The 24,339-nt window shown below is 61.8% G+C and carries 18 protein-coding genes; 15 read left to right on the top strand and 3 right to left on the bottom strand.

The window, feature by feature from the left end; all coding sequences use genetic code 11:
- Positions 1 to 40: 40 nt before the first annotated feature.
- The gene (locus tag AC1DVE_RS18940; RefSeq protein WP_223443402.1) at positions 41 to 1,060 is read right to left on the bottom strand and encodes an AraC family transcriptional regulator; all 1,020 of its coding nucleotides are present in this window, start codon (positions 1,058 to 1,060) and stop codon (positions 41 to 43) included.
- A 257-nt stretch (positions 1,061 to 1,317) separates the two neighbouring features.
- On the opposite strand from AC1DVE_RS18940, the gene AC1DVE_RS18935 reads away from it, so the two are divergent.
- From AC1DVE_RS18935 to AC1DVE_RS18895, 9 genes are all read left to right on the top strand, one after another.
- A complete protein-coding gene (locus AC1DVE_RS18935; protein ID WP_477784122.1) occupies positions 1,318 to 1,872 on the top strand; it encodes an RBBP9/YdeN family alpha/beta hydrolase in 555 nt (184 codons plus the stop codon).
- A 111-nt stretch (positions 1,873 to 1,983) separates the two neighbouring features.
- Positions 1,984 to 3,855, top strand: a complete 1,872-nt coding sequence (locus AC1DVE_RS18930) for a DUF1302 domain-containing protein (RefSeq protein WP_223454598.1) — start codon at positions 1,984 to 1,986, stop codon at positions 3,853 to 3,855.
- A 39-nt stretch (positions 3,856 to 3,894) separates the two neighbouring features.
- The gene (locus AC1DVE_RS18925; protein WP_223454596.1) at positions 3,895 to 5,250 is read left to right on the top strand and encodes a DUF1329 domain-containing protein; all 1,356 of its coding nucleotides are present in this window, start codon (positions 3,895 to 3,897) and stop codon (positions 5,248 to 5,250) included.
- 156 nt (positions 5,251 to 5,406) lie between these two features.
- A complete protein-coding gene (locus AC1DVE_RS18920) occupies positions 5,407 to 6,495 on the top strand; it encodes a WD40/YVTN/BNR-like repeat-containing protein (RefSeq protein ID WP_223454594.1) in 1,089 nt (362 codons plus the stop codon).
- 16 nt (positions 6,496 to 6,511) lie between these two features.
- Positions 6,512 to 9,076, top strand: coding sequence for an efflux RND transporter permease subunit (locus AC1DVE_RS18915; RefSeq protein ID WP_223454592.1), 2,565 nt, complete (start codon positions 6,512 to 6,514; stop codon positions 9,074 to 9,076).
- Complete coding sequence (locus AC1DVE_RS18910) at positions 9,069 to 10,847, top strand: acyl-CoA dehydrogenase C-terminal domain-containing protein (RefSeq protein ID WP_223454590.1); 1,779 nt, start codon at positions 9,069 to 9,071, stop codon at positions 10,845 to 10,847. Before AC1DVE_RS18915 ends, AC1DVE_RS18910 begins: the two co-directional genes overlap by 8 nt.
- Positions 10,848 to 10,864: 17 nt before the next feature.
- Complete coding sequence (locus AC1DVE_RS18905; protein ID WP_223454588.1) at positions 10,865 to 12,508, top strand: fatty acid--CoA ligase; 1,644 nt, start codon at positions 10,865 to 10,867, stop codon at positions 12,506 to 12,508.
- A gap of 54 nt (positions 12,509 to 12,562) precedes the next feature.
- The gene (locus AC1DVE_RS18900; RefSeq protein WP_223543106.1) at positions 12,563 to 14,674 is read left to right on the top strand and encodes a 3-hydroxyacyl-CoA dehydrogenase NAD-binding domain-containing protein; all 2,112 of its coding nucleotides are present in this window, start codon (positions 12,563 to 12,565) and stop codon (positions 14,672 to 14,674) included.
- 57 nt (positions 14,675 to 14,731) lie between these two features.
- Positions 14,732 to 15,919, top strand: coding sequence for an acetyl-CoA C-acyltransferase (locus AC1DVE_RS18895; RefSeq protein WP_223454584.1), 1,188 nt, complete (start codon positions 14,732 to 14,734; stop codon positions 15,917 to 15,919).
- A gap of 82 nt (positions 15,920 to 16,001) precedes the next feature.
- On the opposite strand, the gene prpR is transcribed toward AC1DVE_RS18895, so the two are convergent.
- Positions 16,002 to 17,954, bottom strand: a complete 1,953-nt coding sequence (gene prpR, locus AC1DVE_RS18890; RefSeq protein ID WP_477784121.1) for a propionate catabolism operon regulatory protein PrpR — start codon at positions 17,952 to 17,954, stop codon at positions 16,002 to 16,004.
- A 250-nt stretch (positions 17,955 to 18,204) separates the two neighbouring features.
- Between prpR and AC1DVE_RS18885 the strand changes: the two genes are divergently transcribed.
- Genes AC1DVE_RS18885 through AC1DVE_RS18860 form a run of 6 tightly spaced genes read left to right on the top strand, consistent with a single transcriptional unit; the run spans position 18,205 to position 23,194 of the window.
- Positions 18,205 to 19,260, top strand: coding sequence for a phosphotransferase family protein (locus AC1DVE_RS18885; protein ID WP_223454580.1), 1,056 nt, complete (start codon positions 18,205 to 18,207; stop codon positions 19,258 to 19,260).
- Positions 19,260 to 19,625, top strand: coding sequence for a DUF6285 domain-containing protein (locus AC1DVE_RS18880; RefSeq protein WP_223454578.1), 366 nt, complete (start codon positions 19,260 to 19,262; stop codon positions 19,623 to 19,625). The genes AC1DVE_RS18885 and AC1DVE_RS18880 overlap by 1 nt, the downstream gene beginning before the upstream one ends.
- Positions 19,622 to 20,335 (top strand): histidine phosphatase family protein, encoded by a 714-nt coding sequence (locus AC1DVE_RS18875; protein ID WP_223454576.1) that lies wholly within the window; start codon positions 19,622 to 19,624, stop codon positions 20,333 to 20,335. The genes AC1DVE_RS18880 and AC1DVE_RS18875 overlap by 4 nt, the downstream gene beginning before the upstream one ends.
- Before the next feature lie 22 nt (positions 20,336 to 20,357).
- Positions 20,358 to 21,530: an acyl-CoA dehydrogenase family protein gene (locus AC1DVE_RS18870; RefSeq protein WP_223454575.1), complete on the top strand. Its 1,173-nt coding sequence runs from the start codon at positions 20,358 to 20,360 to the stop codon at positions 21,528 to 21,530.
- The gene (locus AC1DVE_RS18865; protein ID WP_223454573.1) at positions 21,530 to 22,309 is read left to right on the top strand and encodes an SDR family NAD(P)-dependent oxidoreductase; all 780 of its coding nucleotides are present in this window, start codon (positions 21,530 to 21,532) and stop codon (positions 22,307 to 22,309) included. Before AC1DVE_RS18870 ends, AC1DVE_RS18865 begins: the two co-directional genes overlap by 1 nt.
- Positions 22,310 to 22,363: 54 nt before the next feature.
- Entirely contained in the window at positions 22,364 to 23,194 is an 831-nt protein-coding gene (locus AC1DVE_RS18860; RefSeq protein ID WP_223454571.1) for an SDR family NAD(P)-dependent oxidoreductase, read from the top strand.
- 129 nt (positions 23,195 to 23,323) lie between these two features.
- Here AC1DVE_RS18860 and AC1DVE_RS18855 read toward each other — a convergent pair whose 3' ends face one another.
- Complete coding sequence (locus AC1DVE_RS18855) at positions 23,324 to 24,331, bottom strand: zinc-dependent alcohol dehydrogenase family protein (protein ID WP_223531918.1); 1,008 nt, start codon at positions 24,329 to 24,331, stop codon at positions 23,324 to 23,326.
- Positions 24,332 to 24,339: the final 8 nt, after the last annotated feature.

Raw genomic sequence — 24,339 nt, 5'->3', positions numbered from 1 at the left:
TGTTCCAGCAGATGACCGTTTTTTTTTGCTGCGGGGCGCATCAGCTGTCTTTGCGCGGCACGATCTTGCGCTCACTGCGCCAGGCGGCTGGCGGCATGTTGAACTGGGAAATGAACCAGCGCGTGAATGAATTGGGCATGGAGTAGCCGAGCATGTCGGCGATCCGTCCCAGCGAGTACCCGGGGTTCTCCAGGTAGCGAACCACCAGGTCGCGGCGCACGCTACTGATCAACTCACTGAAGCTGGCCCCTTCTTCGTCCAGGCGGCGCTGCAGGGTGCGTACGTTCATACCCAGGCTCTGGGCGATCTGCGCAATGGTGGCGCGACCCATGGGGAGCAACATGTAAATGGATTTGCGCACGTCGAATGCCACGGAGTGGTCGTTTTTGCCCAGCAGCGAATCCATGTAGCGCTGCGCGTGACGGGCCATGGCCGCATTGGCCAGAGGGTTGGCGGTGTCGAGGTTGGCGGCATGACAAACGATGCCGTTGAACTCGCAGCCGAACTCCACCTTGCAGCCGAAGATCCGTCGATGCACGGACAGGTCTGTCGGAGCTTCATGGGAGAAACAGACATTGATCGGGTGCCAGTGCGCGCCGAGCAGGGCTGCGCAAAAGCGGTGCATCACGGCGATGGCCAATTCGATGGATTGGCGATTGTTGGTGCCCATGTCGGTAACCAGTTCTTCGCGAATGATCACCGTACTACCAGTTTCCTCAATGTAGATCGCCAGTGACTCATTGATCTGCTGACGATAGTGCACGATCACATTCAGCGCATCGCGCAGCGTGTTCTGGTGACTGAGCAGCAGACTCACTTCACCAAAGTCCGCGAGTTGACGCAGCTCGGCCATGCGCAGGCCGAGGGTTTCACAACCACTCAGGCGCGCCGACTTCTCCAGCAGGATGATGCTGGCGGTGGCCGGGATGCGTTGACTCGGATCACTCAAAAGCGCAGGGCTCAAGCCCACTTCGGCTAACAGGGTGATCGCGTTCAGCCGTAGATGGCGAGCCACATCCAGGTAATTGGTCAGTACGGCGGTTCGTGCTTGTACGGGCATGGCGTGGATACATTCCATGTTGTGACAAATGAGATCTCGCTGTCGCAGTTGCCTGCCAGTTATAGAGGCTTGGCCGTGAAATGAAAAGCGCTTGGCGTCGTAAAGCTGTCGGGTCGATTCTGAGGCGCTGTCATCAAAAGGGAAGTGGCTGACGCTAAATGTAACCCGCTCCGACAAGGCGAATCCTACTGTGCTGCTGGCAGGGTTCGAAATATTGGCGGACCCGCTCGATGGATTGTTCAAGGGTGAATAGCGCGATGAATGACACCACGATTTTGATAGTTCCGGGCTTGCGCGATCATGTGCCGGCACATTGGCAAACGCTGCTGGCAACCAGGTTGGACAAGGTTCGCTCAGTACCGCCACTGGAAGACAACAAGCTCAGTCTGGCGGCACGAGTGGACGCGATCCAGCACGAGCTGGAGAAGATTTCCGGCCCGGTGATCCTGGTGGCTCACAGTGCCGGTGTGCTGATGGTGGTGCACTGGGCCGCCCGTCATGACCGCCCGATCAAGGGCGCCTTGTTGGCCGCACCGCCTGACCTTGAGGCCACATGGCCAATAGGTTATCCGACCTCCGAGAGCCTGCGGGCCAATGGCTGGGATCCGCTGCCAAAAGGGCCTCTGCCATTCCCTGCGATCGTCGCGGCCAGTACCAACGACCACCTTGCGAGCCTGGAGTCGGTGACCCAAATGGCCCGTCACTGGGGCAGCGAACTGGTCAACCTCGGTGCCGTAGGCCATCTCAATCCAGCAGCCGGATACGGCGAGTGGCCGCAGGCCGAAGACTTTATCCGCACGCTGGATCGCTAGACGCAAGCACCTGAATAAAACCACCTGAAGAAGCTCGCATCACCGCCAGGACCTGATGTGGGCCGTTGTTAGAGCCAAAAAACAAAAACAACAAAAAACGGAGACAACGTAATGCACACCACGACAGGGCAGAACCCTCTGCGTCGCAGTCTGCTGGCTACCGCCACGCTGCTCGCTTCCATGCCGGCTGCCTATGCCTTTGAACTGAACAATGGCAGTGAAGATTGGGCCGTGCGCTTCGATAACACCCTCAAGGCCAGTTACGGTCAACGGGTGCAAGGTCAGAATTCGAAGATTGCCAACGCCGCCAACTATAACGACGGCGACAAAAACTTCAGCGTCGGCAGTGCTGTGACCCAGCGGGTCGATCTGCTGACCGAGCTCGATGTGGTCTACCAACGGAAGATGGGTTTTCGTGTCAGCGCCGCGAGCTGGTATGACCATGCCTATGACGATGTCGGTTCCAACTCCAACCCTTTTCCAGGGCAGGCGGGCAATGCGGGTAACCTGGTTGCGGCTCGTCAGTCCGGCTCTATTCAGCCTGGCGACTCGCTGAACGGCCACGTTGCACGCAAGCATGGGCTGAGCAACTACAGCGACCGTTATTACAACGGCCCCTCCGGTGAGATCCTTGATGCCTTTGTGTTCTACAGTACCGAGGTCGGCGAGGAGTCGATGTTCAGCAGCAAGCTCGGCAGGCACAACATGTTCTGGGGCGAGACCCTGTTCAACGCGGCCAACGGCATCAACTACGGTCAGTCGGCCCTGGACCTGGCCAAGTTGTACAACGTGCCGGGCACCGAAACCAAGGAACTGTTCCTCCCGCGCAACCAGCTTTCCATGTCGTTCACCGTCAATCCAGAACTGACCCTGGGCGCGCAGTACTTCCTGGAGTTCCGCAACACCCGTCTGCCTGAGGGTGGGACCTATATGGGCGGCTACGACATGTTCGGCGAAGGTGGGGAGGTGTTCTGGCTGCCGGTACCGACGGCGCTGAACGGGGCCGGTGCTTTTTTCGGTACGCCGCGCGGGCATGACGTCAAGCCAAACAACTCCGGCGACTTCGGGCTGATGGCCAAGTGGAGTCCGGAGTGGCTGGACGGCACCTTGGGCTTCTACTACCGCAACACCTCGGACCCGATGCCAGTGGTGCTGGTCAATGCGCCCAACCTGCAACAGCCAGGTCTGCCGGGGCTCGCGGGTGCCGAATACCTGGCCGCTTATGCCGATGACATCGACATCTACGGCATCAGCCTGTCGAAAAATGTGGGTCCGGTCAGCGTCGGGCTTGATGTGAACTATCGCGAGAACATGCCGCTGCTGAGCAATTTCACCACCATCAACCCGACCTTGAGTGCACAGGCTGCGCAGGGGCTGGTCAACGGCGACAACCTTATCGGTGCCGTGCCGGGCAGAGGTGACACCGGAACGGCCCGTGGCAAGACTTTCCACGTGGTACTCAATGGCCTGGTGAGTTTCGGCAATACCCCGTTGTGGGACTCGTCCTCGCTGGCTGTAGAAGGTTCCATGACTCATCTGGTCAGCGTCGACAAGGGCGAGCAGTCCTTCAAGGGCAATTCCAGCTACCGGGGCATCGACAAAGTCGACACCAATGCCTACTCCATCGCGACCAACTTCACCCCGACCTGGTTCCAGGTATTCCCGGGTGTCGATATGTCCATGCCCGTCTCCTACAACGTCGGCCTCAAGGGCAACTCGGCTGTCCAGTTGGGTGGCAGCGAGAACGCCGGCAGCTACTCCGTAGGCATCGCCGCGGACGTCTATCAAAAGTACAAATTCGACCTGAAGTACGTGGATTCTTTTGGTCCTTTCAATACCTGTGAAACCGGGCTCGATAACAACACCCCCGGCAGTAGTGGGCAGTACCGCTGCATTCCCGGCCAGATCACTTCGCAGGCAGGCCTGGCGCCGCTGCTGAAGGATCGCGGGATGCTCACGGCCTCGTTCAAAACCACCTTCTGATTGACGCTCAGATCACAAAAACAAGTGGAGAGAATTCAGATGAAATTGCTAAATAGCGTGTTGGCAGCTTCCCTGGCGGCTGTCATTGCCGGTCAGGCCCAAGCGGCTGTATCGGCTCAGGAAGCAGCCAGGTTGGGCACCAGCCTGACCAATGTGGGCGCCGAGATGGCAGCTAATGCCGATGGTTCGATTCCTGCCTACAAAGGCGGCCTGACCACCCCGCCAGCCGGCTTCAAGGCGGGCGACGGCATGCGTCCGGACCCGTTTGCCGACGAGAAGCCGCTGTTGGTCATCGATGGCAAGAACGTTGACCAGTACAAGAGCCAGTTGACCGCCACCACGGCAGAGCTTGCCAGGCGCTATCCCACTTACCACATCAATGTGTATCCGACCCATCGCACTGTCGCCCTGCCTCAGGCAGTGCTGGACAACAGCGTGAAAAATGCCACCGGTACCCAGTCCATCAATGGCGGTCTGTCCATCGATAACTTGCTGCCCGGCGTGCCGTTCCCGATCCCGACCTCGGGCAGTGAAGCCATGTGGAACCACCTGCTGCGCGTAGGGGGCAATCGCAATGTCAAATATGACTCCTGGAATGTTGACTCGGCGGGTGTACCGACACTGTCCACCACGGCGCTGTCGTTCTCGAACTATCCGATCTACGACGACATGTCGAAGCCGTTCAAGAGCACTGACGTGTTCTTTCAGATGAAGCTGTATTACACCGGTCCCGCGCGCCGTGCGGGAGAGGCAATCATGCTCAAGGACACTGCCAACCCATTGGAGCAGCCACGCCGCAGCTGGCAGTACCTGCCTGGCCAGCGTCGAGTGAAGCTGGCGCCGGACTTGGCCTATGACACGCCTAACCCTGGTACGGGCGGTGCCGGTACTTACGACGACGTGTTCGTGTTCAACGGCGCGTTGGACCGCTTCGACTGGAAGCTGGTGGGCAAGCAGGAAATGGTCGTGCCCTACAACACCTACAAGCTGACTTACGCTGTGGACGCCAAGCAACTGACGACCCCCAACCACATCGCATCTGACTTTGTGCGCTGGGAGAAACACCGCGTCTGGGTGGTGGAAGGCACGCTCAAATCCGGCGCGCGGCACATCTACCAGAAGCGCCGCATGTACCTGGATGAAGACAGCTGGATCGCTTTGGCTTCTGACCAGTATGACTCCAGCGGCAAGCTCTACCGTGGCTCCTTCGCCTTCCTCAGCCAGAGTTACGACAAAAACATCCCCGATGTCTCGCCTTTCATGATCTACGACCTGGTGGGCGGTTCCTACAACATCAACGGCATCACGGGCGCGTACGGCGGCATCAAGTACATCGAGTCTCTGTCGAAGGCGCAGTGGGCTCCGGATGCGCTGGCAGCGTCCGGCATCCGCTAAGCGTCAGGCGATAACAGTCCGGGGCGATCGGTAGAGATCCCCCGGCAGAGTGACTGGAAGATGGACGGCCTGAGCGTCGTTCGTCCTGGGTTGCCGACTCCGACGCCGGGCTGTACCTCGTGTGCTTTCCGGTGCCGTTTTCCTAGAAGGTGCGGTATGGGTTCCTTGAAAAATTTCGTGCTGGCGCTGCTGTGCTCGATGCTGGCGTTATCGCAGGGTGTCGCTCAGGCGGCCGGTTATGCCGATGTGCTGGATCTGCCAGCCAAGCCGAGTCCCTTGGCCGTGCGTAGCCCCTTGATCGGCATCGCTCGCGCCGGTGAGCGCCTGGTCACCGTTGGCCAGCGTGGCCATATTCTTTACTCCGATGACGCTGGCAAGCAGTGGCTGCAGGCCAGCGTTCCGCTGAGCAGCGATCTGACAGCGGTGTTTTTTCCTTCCGCGAAACAGGGCTGGGCGGTCGGTAACGACGGTGTCGTGCTGCACAGCAGCGATGCCGGCACCACCTGGCACAAGCAGCTCGATGGTCGTCAGATCGGCGCCTTGCTGGTCAAGCATTATGAAGCGCTGGCCAGTGCCCAGCCGGCCAACGAGCAGTGGCCGTTGCTGGTCGCCGAGGGTCAGCGCCTGGTCGAGCAGGGCGCCGACAAGCCGTTCCTCGATGTGTGGTTCGCCAACGACAAAACCGGCTATGTGGTCGGGGTGTTCAACCTGATCCTGCGCACCGACGATGGTGGCCTGACCTGGACCCCATTCCAGGACCGCACCGACAACCCCCAGGGTTTCCACCTCAACGCCATCGCCTCCACCGGCGACGGTTTGTACATCGCCGGCGAGCAAGGCCTGTTGCTCAAATGGGACGACAGCGCCCAACGCTTCGCCGCCGTGCCAACGCCTTATCAGGGCAGCTTCTTCGGCGTGCTCGGCAAGCCTGGCGAAGTGCTGGTCTACGGCTTGCGCGGCAATGTGCTGCGCAGCACCGATGGCGGCCAGAACTGGACCGCGCTGGACACCAGCCTGCACGTCAGCATCACCGCCGGCCTGATTGATGCCCGTGGTCATTACCGCCTGTTCACCCAGGGTGGGCAGATGCTGGTCAGCCAGGGCACTGGCGCGCAACTGCATCTGGTGCAGCAACCGGCACCGACGCCGATAGCCGGCGCCACCCAGTCCGCCGCTGGTGCCTTGGTGCTGGCCGGCAGCCGTGGTGCGCGGACGTTGTCCGTCGACCCAGCCCTCGAACCTTAAGAGCGAGAACCCAGACATGGGCAATATCAAACAAGACGCCATGCCGGTGATCCGCGAGCTGCGTGACTTCGATCGGTGCTCTGGCAACCGGCTGGAGCGGCTGGTGTTCAACTTCCGCCCGCTGTTCATGCTGCTGATGGCGCTGGCCACCGTGGTGCTGGGCTACATGGCGCTGACCCGTCTGGAACTGCGGCCCAGCTTCGAGAAGATGATTCCGCAGAGCCAGCCGTACATCCAGAATTTCCTGGAGAACCGCCAGTCGCTGCGCGGCCTGGGCAACTCGGTGCGGGTGGTGGTCGAAAACACCCAGGGCGATATTTTCGACCCCGGTTACCTGGACGTACTCAAGCAGGTCAACGACCAGTTGTTCCTCACTGAAGGAGTCGACCGCTCCTGGATGAAGTCGCTATGGAGCCCAGGGGTGCGCTGGACCGAAGTCACTCAGGAAGGCTTCCAGGGTGGGCCGGTGATGCCCGACGCCTACCAGGGCAAGCCTGAGCAAATCGAACAGTTGCGCCAGAACATTTCTCGCGCCGGCATCGTCGGCAGCCTGGTGGCCAGCGACTACAAGTCGAGCATGCTGATCGTGCCATTGCTGGACAAGGCCTCGGCCACTGGCCAGAGCATCAACTACCACCAGTTCTCGCGGTTACTCGAAGAACAGCTGCGCGACAAGATCGAGTTCGCCGGTGACAGTGCGGCGCGCAAGGCCGGGGCAGAGGGCACGGGCCAGTACAAGGTGCGGGTGATCGGTTTCGCCAAACTGATGGGCGACCTGATCGACGGCCTGATCCAGGTGATGATGTTCTTCGGTCTGGCGGTCGTCACGTCGCTGTTGATTATCTATGCCTACACCCGTTGCGTGCGCAGCACCCTGCTGGTGGTCGGCTGCTCGCTGATCGCGGTGGTCTGGCAATTGGGCATCGTCGCCTGGCTGGGTTATGCCATCGATCCGTACTCGGTGCTGGTGCCGTTCCTGATCTTCGCCATCGGCGTGTCCCACGCCGCACAGAAGATGAACGGCATCATGCAGGACATCGCCCGTGGCACCCATAAACTGATTGCCGCGCGCTACACCTTTCGCCGCCTGTTCATTGCCGGCGTCACCGCGCTGCTGGCCGACGCCGTGGGTTTCGCCGTGCTGATGCTGATCGATATCCCGGTGATCCAGGATCTGGCGATCACCGCCAGCATTGGCGTCGCGGTGCTGATTTTTACCTCCTTGCTGCTGATGCCGGTGGCGCTGTCTTACATCGGTGTCGGCGCCAAGGCCGCCGAGCGTGCGCTGAAAATCGACACTCGTGCAGAGAAGCACAAAGGCTTCGGCAAACTGTGGGACGCGCTCGATCGCTTCACCACGCGCAAGTGGGCCACGGGGGCGGTATTGGTGGCCACGCTGATGGGCATCGGCGGCTTCATGATCAGCCTGCAACTGAAAATCGGCGACCTCGACAGCGGGGCGCCGGAGTTGCGTGCCGATTCGCGCTATAACCGCGACAACGCCTACATCACCAGCCACTACGCACTGTCCAGCGATATGTTCGCGGTGATGATCAAGACGGCGCCGGAAGGCTGCCTGAACTACCAGACACTGGTCCTCGCCGACCGTCTGGCCTGGGAGCTGCAACAGTATCCGGGCGTGCAGGCGACGTCTTCGCTGGTCAACGCGGTGCGCCAGATTACGGCCGGCACCTATGAAGGCAATCCCAAGCTCAACAGCATCCAGCGCAACCAGGACGTGCTGAACTATGCCGCGCAACAAGCCTCGGTCAACTCGCCTGAGTTGTTCAACAACGACTGCTCGCTGATGCCGGTGATTGCCTTTCTCACTGACCACAAGGCTGAGACGCTGGACGCGGTGGTGGCGATTGCCGACAAGTTCGCCAAGGAAAACAGCACCAAGGATCGTCAGTTTCTGCTGGCCGCCGGTAGTGCCGGCATCGAGGCCGCGACCAACATCGTGGTGCGCGAAGCCAACCGCACCATGCTGTTTTACGTGTATGCCGCGGTGACGCTGTTCTGCCTGATCACCTTCCGTAGCTGGCGCGCCACGCTGGTGGCCCTGTTGCCGCTGGTGCTGACCTCGATCCTCTGCGAAGCCTTGATGGTGGTGATGGGCATCGGCGTGAAAGTCGCGACCCTGCCGGTGATCGCCCTCGGCGTCGGGATCGGTGTGGATTACGCGCTGTATTTGCTCAGCGTTCAGCTGTACCACCAGCGCCAGGGTCTGTCGCTGGCGGATGCCTACCGAAAAGCGGTGTCGTTCACCGGTCGGGTGGTCGGGCTGGTGGGCATCACCCTGGCTGCCGGGGTGGTGTGCTGGGTCTGGTCGCCGATCAAGTTCCAGGCCGACATGGGTATCCTGCTGACCTTCATGTTCCTGTGGAACATGCTCGGCGCGCTGATCCTCATTCCCGCTCTGTCGTACTTCCTGTTGCGCGGGCCCTCGCTGAACCGTCGTACGGCCTCGGATGAGCCAGTGGTGCATGAGTCGCTGCTGCCCGTCAGTGAGACCGGCCATCCGCAAAAAACAGGCATGCCTCATGCCCTCACATTGACCGAGCAAGCCCACCATGTCTGATTACAAAGCCCCATTGCGCGACATGCGCTTCGTACTCAATGAAGTCCTCGAGGTGTCCAGGCTCTGGGCACAACTGCCCGGTCTGGCCGAGGCAGTCGACGAAGCAACGGCTGCCGCCATCCTCGAAGAGGCCGGCAAGATCAGTGCTGGCAGCATCGCACCGCTGCGCCGCAGTGGCGACGAGCAAGGTTGCTCCTGGAACAATGGCACAGTGAAAGTCCCGGAGGGTTTTGCCGAGGCCTATCAAGCCTTCGCCGACGGCGGTTGGGTCGGTGTCGGTGGCAACCTGCAGTTCGGTGGCATGGGCATGCCCAAGGTGATCTGCGCCCAGGTCGAGGAAATGGTCACCTCGGCCAACCTGTCGTTCGGCCAGTACCCGATGCTGACCGCCGGTGCCTGCCTGTCGCTCGATGCGCATGCCAGCGAAGGCCTGAAAAAGAAGTACCTGCCCAATATGTATGCCGGGGTCTGGAGCGGCTCCATGTGCCTGACCGAGGCCCATGCCGGCACTGACCTGGGGCTGATTCGCACCCGGGCCGAGCCCCAGTCCGACGGTAGCTACAAGGTCAGCGGGAGCAAGATTTTCATCACCGGTGGCGAACACGATCTGACCGGGAACATCATCCACCTGGTGCTGGCGCGACTGCCGGATGCACCCGCGGGGCCCAAAGGCATTTCGCTGTTCCTGGTGCCGAAAGTGCTGGTCAATGACGACGGTTCGCTGGGCGAGCGTAATTCGCTGTCCTGCGGTTCCATCGAACACAAGATGGGCATCAAGGCGTCCGCCACCTGCGTGATGAACTTTGACGGGGCGACGGGCTGGATCGTCGACGCACCGAACAAGGGCCTGGCGGCGATGTTCACCATGATGAACTACGAACGCCTGGGCGTGGGTATCCAGGGCCTGGCGCAGGGCGAACGCTCGTACCAGAGCGCCGTCGAGTATGCCCGTGATCGTCTGCAGAGCCGTGCGCCAACCGGTGCGCAGCACCAGGATCAGGCCGCCGACCCGATCATCGTGCATCCGGACGTGCGGCGCATGCTGTTGACCATGAAAGCCTTGAACGAGGGCGGGCGGGCGTTTTCCAGCTACGTGGCCCTGCAACTGGACACCGCCAAGTACAGTGAAGACCCGACGGCGCGTACCCGCGCCCAAGAGTTGGTGGCCTTGCTGACCCCGATCGCCAAGGCGTTTCTTACCGACATGGGCCTGGAAACCACCCTGCACGGGCAGATGATTTTCGGCGGCCATGGCTACATCCGCGAGTGGGGCCAGGAGCAGTTGGTGCGCGATGTGCGCATTACCCAGATTTACGAAGGCACCAATGGTATCCAGTCCCTGGACCTGGCCGGGCGCAAGATCGTCGGCAGCGGCGGGGCGCTCTACCGTTTGTTTGCCGCTGAAGTTCGCCACTTCACCGCCAACGCCAGCGCAGAGCTTGGCGAGTTCACCCAACCGTTGAACGCCGCCATGGACACCCTCGACGAACTGACGGCGTGGCTGCTCGACCGGGCCCAGGGCAACCCGAATGAAATCGGCGCGGCCTCAGTCGAGTACCTGCAGGTATTCGGCTACACCACCTATGCCTACATGTGGGCCCTGATGGCCAAAGCGGCCCTGGGCAAACAGACCGACGATGACTTTTACGCCAGCAAACTGGGCACCGCACGCTTCTACTTCGCCCGCCTGCTACCGCGTATCCACTCACTGAGCACTTCGGTCAAAGCCGGTAGCGACAGCCTCTACTCGCTGGATGCGGCGCAGTTCTGAATCAGGAAGGTATAACCATGCTGAAGACAAAAATAATTCCACCGGCACAAGGCGCATACACCTACCCGCTGTTGATCAAGAGCTTGTTGCTGTCAGGGGTGCGATACGAACCTGCCAATGAAATCATCTACGCCGACAAGCTCCGATATAGCTACAGGACCCTCATCGAACGAATCCATCGGCTGGCCAATGCGCTGACGGCGGCCGGGGTCAAGGCCGGGGACACGGTGGCCATGCTCGACTGGGACAGCCATCGCTACCTGGAATGTTTCTTCGCCGTGCCAATGATCGGCGCGGTGCTGCACACGGTGAATATTCGCCTGTCGCAGGAGCAGGTGCTCTACACCATGAACCACGCCGAGGATGACCTGGTGCTGGTGCATGATGATTTCGTGCCCATGATCGAGCAGATTCAGGGGCAACTCACCACCGTCAAAGGCTTCCTCCAGCTCACTGACGACACCGCAGCCAGCACGTCGCTGGCAGTGCTGGGCGAATACGAGCAACTGCTGGCCCAGGCATCGGACCATTACGACTTCCCCGACTTTGATGAAAACTCGGTGGCGACCCTGTTTTACACCACGGGGACCACCGGCACGCCGAAAGGGGTGTATTTCACTCACCGTCAGTTGGTGCTGCATACCTTGAATGCCGTGGGTACCCTGGGCGTTTACCAAAGCCTGCCATTGCTGCGTTCGAATGATGTGTACATGCCGATCACGCCGATGTTCCACGTGCATGCCTGGGGCGTGCCCTATGTCGCGACCCTGATGGGCATCAAGCAGGTGTACCCCGGCCGTTACGAGCCCAATAGCCTGGTGCGGCTTTTTCGTGAAGAGAAGGTCACCTTTTCTCATTGCGTACCGACCGTCCTGCAAATGGTCCTCAACTGTGAGGAAGGCAAGGCGACCCGGTTCGACGGCTGGAAAATGCTCCTGGGCGGCAGTGCGTTGACGTTGGGCATCGCCAGTCAGGCAAGTGCCAAAGGCATTCAGGTCCACAGTGGCTACGGCCTGTCCGAGACCTGTCCGATGCTTTGCCTGAGCTTCCTGCGGGGCGAGGAACTTGAACAGTCCATGCCGGCGCAGTTACCCACTCGCATCAAGACCGGTATGCCGATACCCATGGTCGACATGAACATCATTGATGCCAACGGCCATGCGGTCGCCCATGACGGCGAGTCCCTGGGCGAAATTGTCGTCCGCGCGCCATGGCTGACCCAAGGCTATCTGAAGGCCCCGGAAAAGGGTGCAGAACTGTGGCACGGCGGCTGGCTGCACACCGGCGACCTGGCTTCCATCGATTCGCAAGGCAGGGTGGAAATCAAGGACCGCATCAAGGACGTGATCAAGACGGGTGGCGAGTGGATCAGTTCACTGGACCTGGAGAACCTGATCAGCGAGCACGCGTCGGTCACTTCTGTTGCCGTGGTGGGCATTGCCGATGAGCAATGGGGCGAACGGCCCATGGCTCTGGTGGTGTGTGAACCGGGGCAGTTCGTCGACAAACAGATGCTCGAAGCCCACCTGCAACAGTTCGTGGCCTGTGGCCGCATCAACAAATGGGCAATCCCCAAGCAGTTCAAGTTCGTCGCGGAAATTCCCAAGACCAGCGTCGGCAAGATCAACAAGAAACTGATTCGGGAAAGCGAGTTGAGCTGAGGGAATCGAGCTATTCCACGGCACCCACTCCTTTTTCCGAACGAGAAAACATCCATGAATGACTTGATCCATTATCAAAACGAAGGTCCTCTGGCCCTGATCGGCCTCGCCCGTGCCCCCGTCAACGCCCTGGGCCAGGCTTTGCGCGAACAATTGCTGGAGGCCTGTGACCGCGCCGCCACCGATGCCAGCGTGAAAGCGATTGTGCTCTACGGCGAGGGCTTGGTGTTCAGCGCTGGTGCGGACATCTCCGAGTTCGGTAGCGCCGCGTCGTTCGCCAGGCCGGACCTGCCAGGGCTGCTGACCCGTCTGACTGAATTGGACAAGCCGCTGATTGCCGCCATTGGTGGCCTGGCATTGGGTGGTGGGCTGGAACTCGCCCTGGCCTGCGGCTATCGCGTGGCTGAAGCCGGGGCGCGCCTGGGCTTGCCGGAAATCAAGCTTGGTTTACTGCCAGGTGCCGGTGGCACTCAGCGCCTGCCGCGCCTGATCGGTGCCGAGGCGGCGCTGGATATGATTGCCTCCGGTCAGCCGATCAATGCTAATCGGGCACTGGCGCTGGGACTGCTTGATCGCGTGGCACAAAGCGCTGACAGCTTGCTCGACACGGCCAAGGCGTTGGCCGCAGAACTGATTGCCGCACAGGCACCGGCGCGTCCGACCTGGCCGCAGGCGAGTCCGGGCGCAGCCCTGCCGGTGAATTATTTCGCCGACTATCGCGCCGCCAATCAGTCTCGCTGGAAAGGCCAGAGCGCGCCGCAGCGAGTGGTGACGGCGATCGAAGCAGCCTGCAACCTGCCGTTGGCCGAGGGCTTGGCCAGGGAGGGCGAGCTGTTCAAGGAGGCCGAGGCTTCCAGCGAGTCCGAGGCCCTGCGCCATGTGTTTTTCGCCGAGCGTGAAGTCGGCAAATTGCCGGGTCTGGATGCTGGTACGCCGATCCGTCCTGTCACTCAGGTTGCGGTGATCGGCGCCGGCACCATGGGCGGCGGGATTGCCATGAACTTCGCCAATGCGGGCATGGCGGTGACGCTACTGGAGCTCAAGGCCGATGCCCTGGCACGTGGCCTTGAGCTGATTCGCAAAAACTACGAAACCAGTGTCCAGCGCGGCAAGCTCACGGCCGGGCAGATGGACGAGCGCCTGGCGCTGATCCACGGCACCCTGGACTACGCCGATATCGCCGACTCGGACCTGGTGATCGAAGCCGTTTTCGAGAACCTGTCGATCAAGCAGCAGGTGTTCCGAACCTTGGACGAGGTGTGCAAGGTCGGGGCGATTCTCGCCAGCAATACCTCCACTCTGGATGTCGACGCCATTGCCGCCGTCACGCGCCGGCCGCAGGACGTCGTCGGCCTGCATTTCTTCAGCCCGGCCAACGTCATGCGCCTGCTCGAAGTGGTGCGCGGCACGGCCACGGCCGCTGATGTCCTGGCCACCACGCTGAAGGTCGCCAAGCGCATCGGCAAGATCCCGGTGGTGTCCGGGGTGTGCTTCGGCTTCATCGGCAACCGCATGCTCGAACCCTATTCCCGCGAAGCGCACCGTCTGCTGCTGGAAGGCGCCACGCCTGCGCAGATTGACAAGGTGCTCACCGGTCTTGGTTTGGCGATGGGGGTCATGGCCATGCACGATCTGGCGGGCATCGATGTCAGTTTCCTGGTGCGCGAATCGCGCCGTGACGTCATCGCCCACGATCCCGGCTACTGCAAGCTTGCCGATGCGCTTTACGCACTGGGCCGTTTTGGCCAGAAGAGCAGTCGCGGCTATTACCGCTACGAAGGCCGTGAGCGCAAGGATGACCCTGAAGTGGTTGCCTTGGCCGAGCGCATCGCAGGCGAACTGGGCATTCAGCGCCGCGTCATCAGCGATCAGGAAATTCACGACCGTTGCCTGTTGATGCTGATCAACGAAGGCATCCAGTTGCTCGACGAAGGCATCGCCCGGCGCAGCAGCGATATCGACCTGGTCTGGATCAACGGCTACGGCTTCCCGGCCTGGCGCGGTGGCCCGCTGCACTACGCCGAAGGGCTGGGGTTGGCACAGGCGCTGGAACGTATCGGCCATTACCGCCAGACACTCGGCGCATACGGAGCGATGTGGTTCCAGCCGGCAGCACTGCTTGAGCGCCTGGTGACCAGCGGCAAGACCCGCATCGAACGCATCTGACTTTTCGGCGGCCACTGCACATTGGCCGCCCCGACCCGTCACGCAAGGAATTGCAACATGAAAGAAGCCGTCATTCTCTCCACCGCCCGTACCCCCATCGCCAAGGCTTTCCGCGGCGCGTTCAACACCATCAAGTCACCGACCATGGCCAGCCACGCGATCCGTGCGGCGGTCGAACGTGCCGGTATCGAAGCCGGGGAGATCGAAGACCTGGTCATGGGCACCGCACTGACCAGCGGCACTGCCGGTTTGAACCTCGCACGCATGGCGGCACTGGCCTCGGGCCTGCCGTTGTCGGTCAGCGGGCAGACCCTGGATCGCCAGTGCGCGTCGGGCCTGATGGCCATCGCCACGGCCGCCAAGCAGATTATCGTCGACGGCATGCCGGCCACGATCGGTGCTGGTCAAGAAAACATCAGCGCGGTGCAGAACCGCAACATGGAATGGGCCTACGCCGAGCGCGACCCGCAGGTGGAGCGCAACGCCATCCACGCCTACATGCCCATGCTGCAAACCGCCGAGCTGGTTGCTCAACGCTATGGCATCAGTCGCGAGGCGCAGGACGCCTACGCCCTGCAATCGCAGCAACGCACCGCAGCGGCGCAGCAGGCCGGGCTGTTCGACGGCGAAATCGTTCCGGTCAGCAGCATTCGGCAGGTGATCGACAAAGCCACTGGCGAGGCGCGCCTGGAGGAAGTCACCCTGCGTCAGGATGAAGGCAACCGTCCGCAGACCCGGTTGGAAGACCTGATCAACCTCAAGCCGGTGATCGAGGGCGGCTGCATCACTGCCGGTAACGCCAGTCAGCTGTCGGACGGCGCCAGCGCCTGCGTGCTGATGGATGCGCGTCTGGCCGAGCAGCGCAACCTCAAGCCGCTGGGCCTGTACCGCGGTATCGCGGTCGCCGGCCTGGCTCCGGAAGAGATGGGCATCGGCCCGGTGCTGGCGGTTCCCAAGCTACTCAAGCAACACGGCCTGAAGGTCGACGATATCGGCCTGTGGGAGCTCAACGAGGCGTTTGCCTGCCAGGTGCTTTATTGCCGCGACACCTTGGGCATCGACGACGCCCGATTGAACGTCAATGGCGGCTCCATTGCCATCGGCCACCCTTACGGCATGAGTGGCGCACGTATGGTCGGGCACGCTTTGCTGGAAGGCCGCCGACGCGGCGTGAAGTATGTGGTGGTGACCATGTGCGTTGGCGGCGGCATGGGCGCGGCGGGACTCTTCGAGGTGTTCCAGTAAGCACCTGGGTGCCAGGCCCGCGGCAACGCCGACGGTAAATCCAATCACTGCGCACACGGCTCACACCCTGTGCGCAGTGTCTTTATTGCAGGCGCCGCCACAGCGTGGAGCGACTGATACCCAGTTCAATAGCCGTTTGCGCCAGATTGCCGTTACAGGCCAGAAGCGTTTCGCGTATGTATTGCTTTTCCTTTTCCTTGGCGATGTTTTTCAAGTCACTGACTGCCGGTGTTGCCTGACCTGGTGCCTGGGGCAAGGCTTGGCTTTTCAGCAGTTCGGGGATCACCAGGGCGAGGCTCAACTCATCGATCGCGGCGCCTTGCAGCAGGTCCTGTGCCGAAAGCGCCGCACGTTCAACGATGTTTTCCAGTTCACGGATGTTACCTGGCCAGGCATACGCCATGAGCTTGGGCAGCAATGCATCCAGCAGTCGTTCCTGCAATCGCGGCGGGCGTTTGTCTGCATTCAGACGCAGCAGAATGGCGCGGGCGATGTCTGCGATGTCTTCACCGCGTTCCCGCAAAGGCACCGTCTGCAGACGCAGGATGTTCAGGCGATAGTAAAGGTCGCTGCGAAATTCTCCGGCCTCGATGGATCGGGAGAGGTCCTGATGGGTGGCGGCGATGATTCGGATGTCGATGCTGATCGGTTCTGTTGCGCCCAGGCGCAGGACTTCACGCTCTTGCAAGACGCGCAACAGGCGGGTCTGCAGTGACACCGGCATGTCGCCGATTTCGTCGAGGAACAACGTGCCGCGATGGGCGGCTTCGATCAGCCCGGGTTTACCGCCTTTGCGTGAGCCGCTGAAGGCACCTTCCTGATAGCCGAACAGTTCGCTCTCCAGCAGCGATTCGGGAAACGCCGCGCAGTTGATCGCGACGAAAGGACCGCGCTGGCGGTTGCTGACATTGTGCATGCCTTGCGCCAGCAACTCCTTGCCGGTACCGCTTTCGCCGGTGATCAGCACGGTAGAGGAGGTGGCTGCATAGCGTTCGGCCAGTTTCAGCAGCTGTCGGGTCGCCAGGCTTTTGCCGTTGATTTGCTCCAGGCGGTATTTGGCCAAGAACCCGCCAGGGCGGTGCGTCGAGCGGATGCGCTGGTCGGCGCGCTGTACCGCGGACGTATCCTGGCAAGTCAACACCAGCCCGGTGCGTTGGCCGTCTTCCAGAATCGGCAGGATATTGCTGACGACCAGGTTCTGGCCCAGGCGGATGACGGTGTTCTCTTCGCCGACTCCACTGCGCAGCACTTCGTCCAGCGCCAGTTCCGGACAGAGCTCCTGCAGGGGACGGCCCAGCATGAGGTTTGCCGGCATGCCCAACAGGGCTTCCAGTGCCGGGTTCGCCGATTGCACGATTCCCCGGTTGTCCACGGCTGCAACGCCTGTCGGAATGTGCTGCAACACACCGTTCAGATGCCGGCGTTTGGCAATTTCCATGCGCTGGCTGTGCAAGATGCCCAGCGCTTCTTCCAGCGCTTTGCGCACGGTGTCCTGGCTCAATGAAAGCACGCCGTGCAAGCCGACACGTTCCGCCAGTTCAACCACGGTCGATGAGCCAATCACCGTCCGGTAACCCAGGCTGCGGGCGTGCTCCACCGCCTGTCGAGCCTCTTCGAACGTGAGGTAGCACGCCTGGTGGATCTGCACCGTGAACAGCGCTGCCATCGACTCGAGGTCGGCGTTGATTCGCGCATAACTGATGACGGCGATGTGCGGTGAACGCAGGCGTGCTTGTTCCAGGGCGCGCAGGAGATCGGCGCCGCCCACGCGCATCGACAGCACCGGGCGGGTCAGGTGCCTGCGCAGGTAGGCAGCGGTAGCGCCTGCGCAAATAAAGACTTCGACTTCGTTGTTCTGCTCCAGCTCGCGGGCCAGTTGCAATGACTCGGCGACGGTGGTGTCCAGCACGCGGATGCTGGTTTCGGCCGAATAGTCAGCCATCACGCTGTTCACCACGCGCGCCAGGCGGCTTTGTTGCAACGGGCATTCCAGGTGGCTGATGAGAACGATGATCTGGGGTTGGCGGGGCTGCATGGCGAGCGAGCTCTGATGAGTGTTTCAAGAGGGTTTCATAGTTGAATGCAGGTGTTGCAGAAATGCAACGTTTGTCGGCGCTATAAAGCCTCGCCGCCGCCCGCTGAAATGGCTGCAGCGCCTGCGCTGCCTGGCGTCCAGCAGACGATCAGGACGTGCTGCAAAAGCTGGCCCGGCAATTGCTCCGTCGATGATTGAAGTGAAGCCATCCTCTTCAACAACAATTCCAACAGGTCAGGTGCGGCGTCTAATGAGTGATCCGAACGTAGCAGCGGTGACAGTGCCGCAGCCCGAAGCACAACTGAAAAAAACCAGGCTTGAAACCTTCCTGTGCGCCCAGGCCGGCGCGCAACGGGTGACCGTCGACAATCAGCAGCGCCTGTCTGGTGGCGCCATCCAGGAAAACTGGTTGCTCGACGTGAATGTGGAGGGCGGCGCGTATGCCGGCCGCCAGCGCTGGGTCCTGCGCAGCGACGCTCAATCGGCCGTGCAGGAGAGCCTGAGCCGCGCCCAGGAATTCGCGGTGTTGAGCACGGTCCACCGTGTCGGGGTGAAGGTGCCCAGACCACTCTGGTTGTGTGAAGACACCGCGGTGCATGGGCGGGCCTTTTTCATCATGGAGTGGGTGTCCGGTATCACGGCCGGCCATCGGCTCACCAGTCAGCTGGGAGCGCAAGGCGATATGCAGTTGGTGTCCGACCTGGGCGCCAACCTGGCACGTATCCATTGCATCGCGCCTGGCGAGGCCGGCCTGGATTTCCTTGGTGATCCGCAGCGGGTCTCGGTGCAAGCGTCGATTGATGCCCTGCGTGCCGTATTGGACCGCCTCGGGGCGGTTCAGCCTGTGCTGGAGTGGGGCCTGCGTTGGTGTGAGTCCAACGCGCCAAAAAGCACCGCCCGGTGTTTGCTCCATGGTGACTTCCGCACCGGCAATTACCTGGCCGAATCCGGCAGGTTGCAGGCGGTACTGGATTGGGAATTCACCGGCTGGGGCGATCCGCGCCAGGACATTGGCTGGTTCACCGCCCGCTGCTGGCGGTTCGCCCGGCCTGACCTGGAGGCCGGCGGCATCGGCACGCTGGAGCACTTCATGCGCGGTTACACCGAGGTGTCTCCCCTCAATATCGAGCCTGAAGAATTGGTCTTCTGGCAGGTCATGGCCACGTTGCGTTGGGCGATCATCGCCCAGCAGCAGGCCCAGCGGCATTTGTCCGGTGAGGAGCCTTCGCTGGAACTGGCCCTGACGGGAACGCGGGTCCCCGAACTGGAACTGGACATATTGCGGTTGACCGGAGGGCTGCGCTGATGAATATCCGGCCCGACGCGAATGAACTGTTGGCGATAGCCCGCCAGACCCTGCTCGACGAGTTGTTGCCGCAGCTACCAGGCAGGCTGCGCTACCAGGCGCTGATGGTCGCCAATGCCATGGCCATTGCCGGGCGCGAATACCTTGAGGGCGAGACCGCGCAGGCTACCGAGGCTCGACTGCTCGCGGGACTGCTGGACGATGACCAGGCGTCACTGACGGATGCCCGCCAGGCGCTGTGCCGGGCTATTCGCCTGGGCCGTTTCGATGAGCCCGGGAGTGAACAGGATCACCTGTTATTGGCGCTCTCGGCGATCACCCGTGCACGGCTGTCCATCAGCAATCCGAAGGCGCTTGGCCAATGAGTGCTCCAGCGGTTTTGCGACGTCGTTGCTACCTGGTACGCCATGGCCATGTGGATTATTTCTCCCCCGAAGGCCAGCCGCTGGATCCGCGCAGCGTGCCGCTTTCCGACCTGGGAGAAGATCAGGTGCGGCAGCTGGCGCAGGTGATGAAGTCGATCAGTTTCGACCGTGCGCTGTGCTCCGATTACCCACGTGCGCGGCAGACCGCTGAAGGGCTGCTGGGCGATCGCCAGATCGAACTGCAGGCGTGCGCGCAGCTACGGGAAGTGCGTGCCGGCCGTCTGCGCGAGATTGCCCCGCAGCAACTGCGACAGCAGGTCAGCTACGCCTACGACAGCTTTGCCGATCCTGAGGGCAGCTTCATGGGTGGGGAGCGCTGGAGCGATTTCGACCGCCGCATCATGGCCCGCTTCGAAGAGGTCCTGGCCGAGCCCGACTGGCAGAGCTTGCTGCTGGTCAGTCATGACGCCGTCAATCGCCTGCTGCTGGGTTGGGCTCTGGGTGGCCCGAGCGGTTGCGCCGCGGCCCTGGAACAGGACAACGCCTGCCTGAACATCATCGATATCGACATGCAGGCCGGTCGCGTCCTGCGCTGCTACGTGCGTGTCGTGAACCTGACGCCCTACGACCTCCCCAAGACCCGCCAGCGACAAACCGTGATGGAGCGCATCTACGCGCAGCTTGCGCCTCTTGCCGAACAACGACCCTAGTCGAACAGAAACCAGGACCACCATGAACTTCACCATCCCCCAAGAGTTGCTGGACCTGCGCGAAAAGACTCGCGCCTTTATCGCCGAACAGGTGATCCCCATGGAGACCGATCCGCGCCTCACAGCACACGGTCCCAGCGAAGCGTTGCGCCAGGAGCTGCTGGACATGGCCCGTCGCGCCGGTCTGTTGTGCCCGCACGCCAGTCGTGAAATGGGCGGTGCAGGCTTGAGCCACTTTGCCAAGGCAATCGTCTTCGAAGAAGCCGGTTATTCGCCGCTAGGTCCGATTGCGTTGAACATCCATGCACCGGACGAAGGCAACATTCACCTGATGGACGAGGTGGCCACCGCGGCGCAGAAAGACCGCTGGTTGCGTCCCTTGGTCAGTGGCCGGATCCGCTCCTGTTTTGCCATGACCGAGCCAGCGCCGGGTGCAGGTTCCGATCCGTCGATGATGCAGACTGTCGCCGTGCGCGACGGCGACCACTACGTCATCAACGGTCGTAAATGGCTGATTACCGGGGCCGACGGGGCCGGGTTCGCGATCATCATGGCGCGCATGGAGGATGGCTCGGCAACCATGTTCCTGGCGGACATGAACACGCACGGAATTATCCATGAACGGCAACTCAAGACCCTGGACAGCTGCTTCGCAGGCGGCCATTCAATACTGCGTTTCGAAAATGTGCGGATTCCGGCCACCGATGTGCTGGGCGAAATCGGCAAGGGTTTTCGTTATGCGCAAGTGCGCCTCGCGCCTGCGCGGCTGACCCACTGCATGCGCTGGCTGGGCGCTGCCCGCCGTGCCCACGATATCGCCTGCGACTACGCGAGGACCCGCGATTCGTTCGGTAAAACCCTGGGAGAGCACCAGGGTGTCGGTTTCATGCTGGCGGACAACCAGATGGCGCTGCACAGCACTCGCCTGGCCATCTGGCATTGCGCCTGGGTCCTGGATGAAGGCGGTCGGGGCAATGTCGAGTCGAGCATGACCAAGGTGCTGAGTGCTGAAGCCTTGTGGCACGTGGTCGATCGCTGCGTACAGATTCTGGGGGGACGCGGTGTGACCGGGGAAACCGTGGTCGAGCGCATCTTCCGCGACATCCGCCCGTTCCGTATCTACGACGGCCCAAGCGAGGTGCACCGCATGAGCCTGGCGAAAAAAATCCTCGAAGGACACAAGGAGTTTTCCTGATGAAACCTGCAATCACTCAGCTTTTCGATCTGACTGGCCGTCGAGCCTTGGTCACTGGCGCCTCTAGCGGGCTTGGCCGGCATTTCGCCCGGACGCTGGCGGCGGCGGGCGCCGAGGTGGCGGTGGCGGCGCGTCGGGTCGAGCAGTTGCAAACCCTGGTCGAAGAAATCGAAGGAGAGGGCGGGTGCGCCCGTGCGTTCACCCTGGACGTGACCGACCGGACCTCGGTCAACAGCTGCCTGGCGCGGATTGCCGAGGAACTGGGTCCGTTGGACATTCTGGTGAATAACGCCGGCGTCAGCGACAGCCTCCACGTGCTGGAGTACACCGATGATGATTGGGACCGGGTGGTCGGCACCAACCTCAAGGGTGCCTGGATCGTCGCCCAGGAAGTGGCACGGCGCATGGTCGAGGCGCAGCGCGGCGGCAGTCTGATCAACGTGACGTCGATCCTGGCCAGCCGCGTTGCCGGCAGCCTGAGCCCCTATGTCGCGGCGAAGGCCGGCTTGAGCCATTTGACCCGTTCCCTGGCCCTGGAACTGGCGCGTCACGAGATCCGGGTCAATGCCATCGCCCCTGGCTATGTGATGACTGAACTCAACAGCGATTTCCTGCGCAGTGAGGCAGGCGAAAAGTTGCGCGCCCGTATTCCCACCCGGCGTTTTTGCACGCCGGCCGATCTGGACGGTGCCTTGCTACTGCTTGCCTCTGATGCCAGCCGTGGCATGACCGGCAGTGAAATTGTCGTGGATGCAGGGCATTTGTGTAGCACGTTATAGCGGGATTTTTAACGAATGCCGCACGCCTTGAACTGATAGGACTGGAAAACCAACATGAACCCACTGCACGAAAAAGTCGCGGTGATCACCGGGGCCGCCAGCGGCTTCGGTCGCGAACTGGCGATAGCCTGCGCCAACGAAGGCATGCGCCTGGCGTTGACCGATATCGATGAGAAGAACCTGCAAGGCACGGTTGAGCTACTGCCGGCGGGCACGCAGGTGCTGACGATGACCTGTGATGTCGCCCAGGCCGAGCAAATCGAGCGGCTGGCGGTTGCCACCTACGCGCGCTTCGGCGCCGCGCACCTGCTGTTCAACAACGCCGGCGTACTGGTCGGCGGCCCGCTGTGGACCACGACCGAACAGGATTGGGCGTGGATGTTCGGCATCAACGTGATGGGTGTCGCCCATGGCATCCGCAGTTTTGTGCCGCGGATGCTGGCGCAAAAGGATCGATGCCACATCGTCAATACCGCCTCGGTCGCCGGCTTGCTGTCGGTGCCGGGTAACGGCATCTACTGTGCGACCAAGCATGCGGTGGTGACGATGTCTGAATGCCTGCAGCTTGAATTGCAGGAGGAAAACGCATCGATCGGTGTGTCGGTGCTGTGCCCGGCCTTCGTAGCGACGGGCATCGCCGATGCCGGACGCAATAGGCCGGCCGAATTGGCTGTCGCCAACCCGCTGAAAGAGAAGTACGAAGAACAGACGCGCAAGGCGACCCAGGCCGGCAAGCTCAGTGCGAACGATATCGCGCGCATCACCCTTGATGCGGTGAAGGAAAACCGCTTCTACATTTTGCCGCATCAAAAGATCAAGAGCCTGATCGAGGTGCGCATGGGCGACATCCTCGAAGAACGCAGCCCGCGCAAAACCTCGCGCTGAAGTATCTGCCTGCCAGCGGCGCATCTGTAGGAGCGAGCCCTGCTCGCGATGGACTCAAGAGCGCCGCGTTTTACCAGTAAACACGCGTTATCGTTGAAGACCATCGCGAGCAAGCTCGCTCCTACAGGGTTAATAGTGCAGGCAGATCTTGCCAAAATGCCCGGCAGTCTGCTGATGGGCAAAGGCCTCGGCAATCTGTTCCAGCGGATAGCGGCTGTCGATGACCGGGCGCCAGCTGAAGTTCTCCAGCGCACGCACCATGTCCTGCTGCTGCTCACGGCTGCCGACGATCAGACCGCGCAGGGTTTGCTGTTTGCGCATCAACTCCAGGGTCGGCACGCTGCCGGCAAACCCGGTGAGCACGCCGATCAGCGCAATGTGGCCACCCGCTGCGCAGGCGCGGATGGACTGCGGCAGCGTGCCCGGGCCACCCACTTCCACCACGATGTCGGCACCGCGGCCATCGGTGGCGGCCAGAACCGCATCGCCCCATTCGGGCTGGTCTTTGTAGTTGATGACCTGATCGGCCCCCAATGCCAGCAGACGCTCTTTCTTGGACTCGGACGACGTCGTGGCAATCACCCGTGCGCCCATCGCCTTGGCCATTTGCAAGGCAAAGATCGACACGCCGCCGGTGCCCAGTATCAGTACGGTATCGCCGGCCTGGATGTGACCATCGACTACCAATGCACGCCAGGCAGTCAAACCGGCGGTGGTCAGCGTGGCGGCTTCTTCATGGGTGTAGCCCTTGGGCGCCAGGGTGAAGGCCTCGGTGGGCAGGTTGACCCGTTCGCGGGCAAATCCGTCCACGCCATCGCCCGGCACGGTCTGGAAGGTGGTGGGCACGGCGCGGCCGGATTGCCAGTGGGGGAAGAAGCACGACACGACGCAATCACCCACGGCAAATTCCGTCACGCCTTCGCCCACGGCAGTGACGACGCCGGCGCCGTCGGACATGGGAATGCGGCCATCCTCTGCACGGGCGTGGCCGGTGACCACACCCAGGTCGTGGTAGTTGAGCGAGCTGGCATGGATGCGTACCTGGATCTCGCCGGCTGCGGGTGCACCGGGGGCGGCCATGTCGACCAGGCGCAGGTTGTCCAGGCCAGCGGGGTGTTGGAGTTGAATGGCTTTCATGATGGTCC

It is taken from the genome of Pseudomonas sp. P4_B4, from assembly GCF_056402255.1.
The sequence above is the reverse complement of the archived record's forward strand: the minus strand, read 5'-3'. Positions and strand labels throughout refer to the sequence as shown.

What these genes read in the sequence shown, in the direction of transcription:
- AC1DVE_RS18885 (WP_223454580.1), top strand. Translation starts at nt 18,205, where the DNA reads ATGAGTGATCCGAACGTAGCAGCGGTGACAGTGCCGCAGCCCGAAGCA.
- AC1DVE_RS18855 (WP_223531918.1), bottom strand. Translation starts at nt 24,331, where the DNA reads ATGAAAGCCATTCAACTCCAACACCCCGCTGGCCTGGACAACCTGCGC.
- AC1DVE_RS18870 (WP_223454575.1), top strand. Translation starts at nt 20,358, where the DNA reads ATGAACTTCACCATCCCCCAAGAGTTGCTGGACCTGCGCGAAAAGACT.
- AC1DVE_RS18880 (WP_223454578.1), top strand. Translation starts at nt 19,260, where the DNA reads ATGAATATCCGGCCCGACGCGAATGAACTGTTGGCGATAGCCCGCCAG.
- AC1DVE_RS18920 (WP_223454594.1), top strand. Translation starts at nt 5,407, where the DNA reads ATGGGTTCCTTGAAAAATTTCGTGCTGGCGCTGCTGTGCTCGATGCTG.
- AC1DVE_RS18875 (WP_223454576.1), top strand. Translation starts at nt 19,622, where the DNA reads ATGAGTGCTCCAGCGGTTTTGCGACGTCGTTGCTACCTGGTACGCCAT.
- AC1DVE_RS18860 (WP_223454571.1), top strand. Translation starts at nt 22,364, where the DNA reads ATGAACCCACTGCACGAAAAAGTCGCGGTGATCACCGGGGCCGCCAGC.
- AC1DVE_RS18900 (WP_223543106.1), top strand. Translation starts at nt 12,563, where the DNA reads ATGAATGACTTGATCCATTATCAAAACGAAGGTCCTCTGGCCCTGATC.
- AC1DVE_RS18935 (WP_477784122.1), top strand. Translation starts at nt 1,318, where the DNA reads ATGAATGACACCACGATTTTGATAGTTCCGGGCTTGCGCGATCATGTG.
- AC1DVE_RS18905 (WP_223454588.1), top strand. Translation starts at nt 10,865, where the DNA reads ATGCTGAAGACAAAAATAATTCCACCGGCACAAGGCGCATACACCTAC.
- AC1DVE_RS18915 (WP_223454592.1), top strand. Translation starts at nt 6,512, where the DNA reads ATGGGCAATATCAAACAAGACGCCATGCCGGTGATCCGCGAGCTGCGT.
- AC1DVE_RS18925 (WP_223454596.1), top strand. Translation starts at nt 3,895, where the DNA reads ATGAAATTGCTAAATAGCGTGTTGGCAGCTTCCCTGGCGGCTGTCATT.
- AC1DVE_RS18940 (WP_223443402.1), bottom strand. Translation starts at nt 1,060, where the DNA reads ATGCCCGTACAAGCACGAACCGCCGTACTGACCAATTACCTGGATGTG.
- prpR (WP_477784121.1), bottom strand. Translation starts at nt 17,954, where the DNA reads ATGCAGCCCCGCCAACCCCAGATCATCGTTCTCATCAGCCACCTGGAA.
- AC1DVE_RS18895 (WP_223454584.1), top strand. Translation starts at nt 14,732, where the DNA reads ATGAAAGAAGCCGTCATTCTCTCCACCGCCCGTACCCCCATCGCCAAG.
- AC1DVE_RS18910 (WP_223454590.1), top strand. Translation starts at nt 9,069, where the DNA reads ATGTCTGATTACAAAGCCCCATTGCGCGACATGCGCTTCGTACTCAAT.
- AC1DVE_RS18930 (WP_223454598.1), top strand. Translation starts at nt 1,984, where the DNA reads ATGCACACCACGACAGGGCAGAACCCTCTGCGTCGCAGTCTGCTGGCT.
- AC1DVE_RS18865 (WP_223454573.1), top strand. Translation starts at nt 21,530, where the DNA reads ATGAAACCTGCAATCACTCAGCTTTTCGATCTGACTGGCCGTCGAGCC.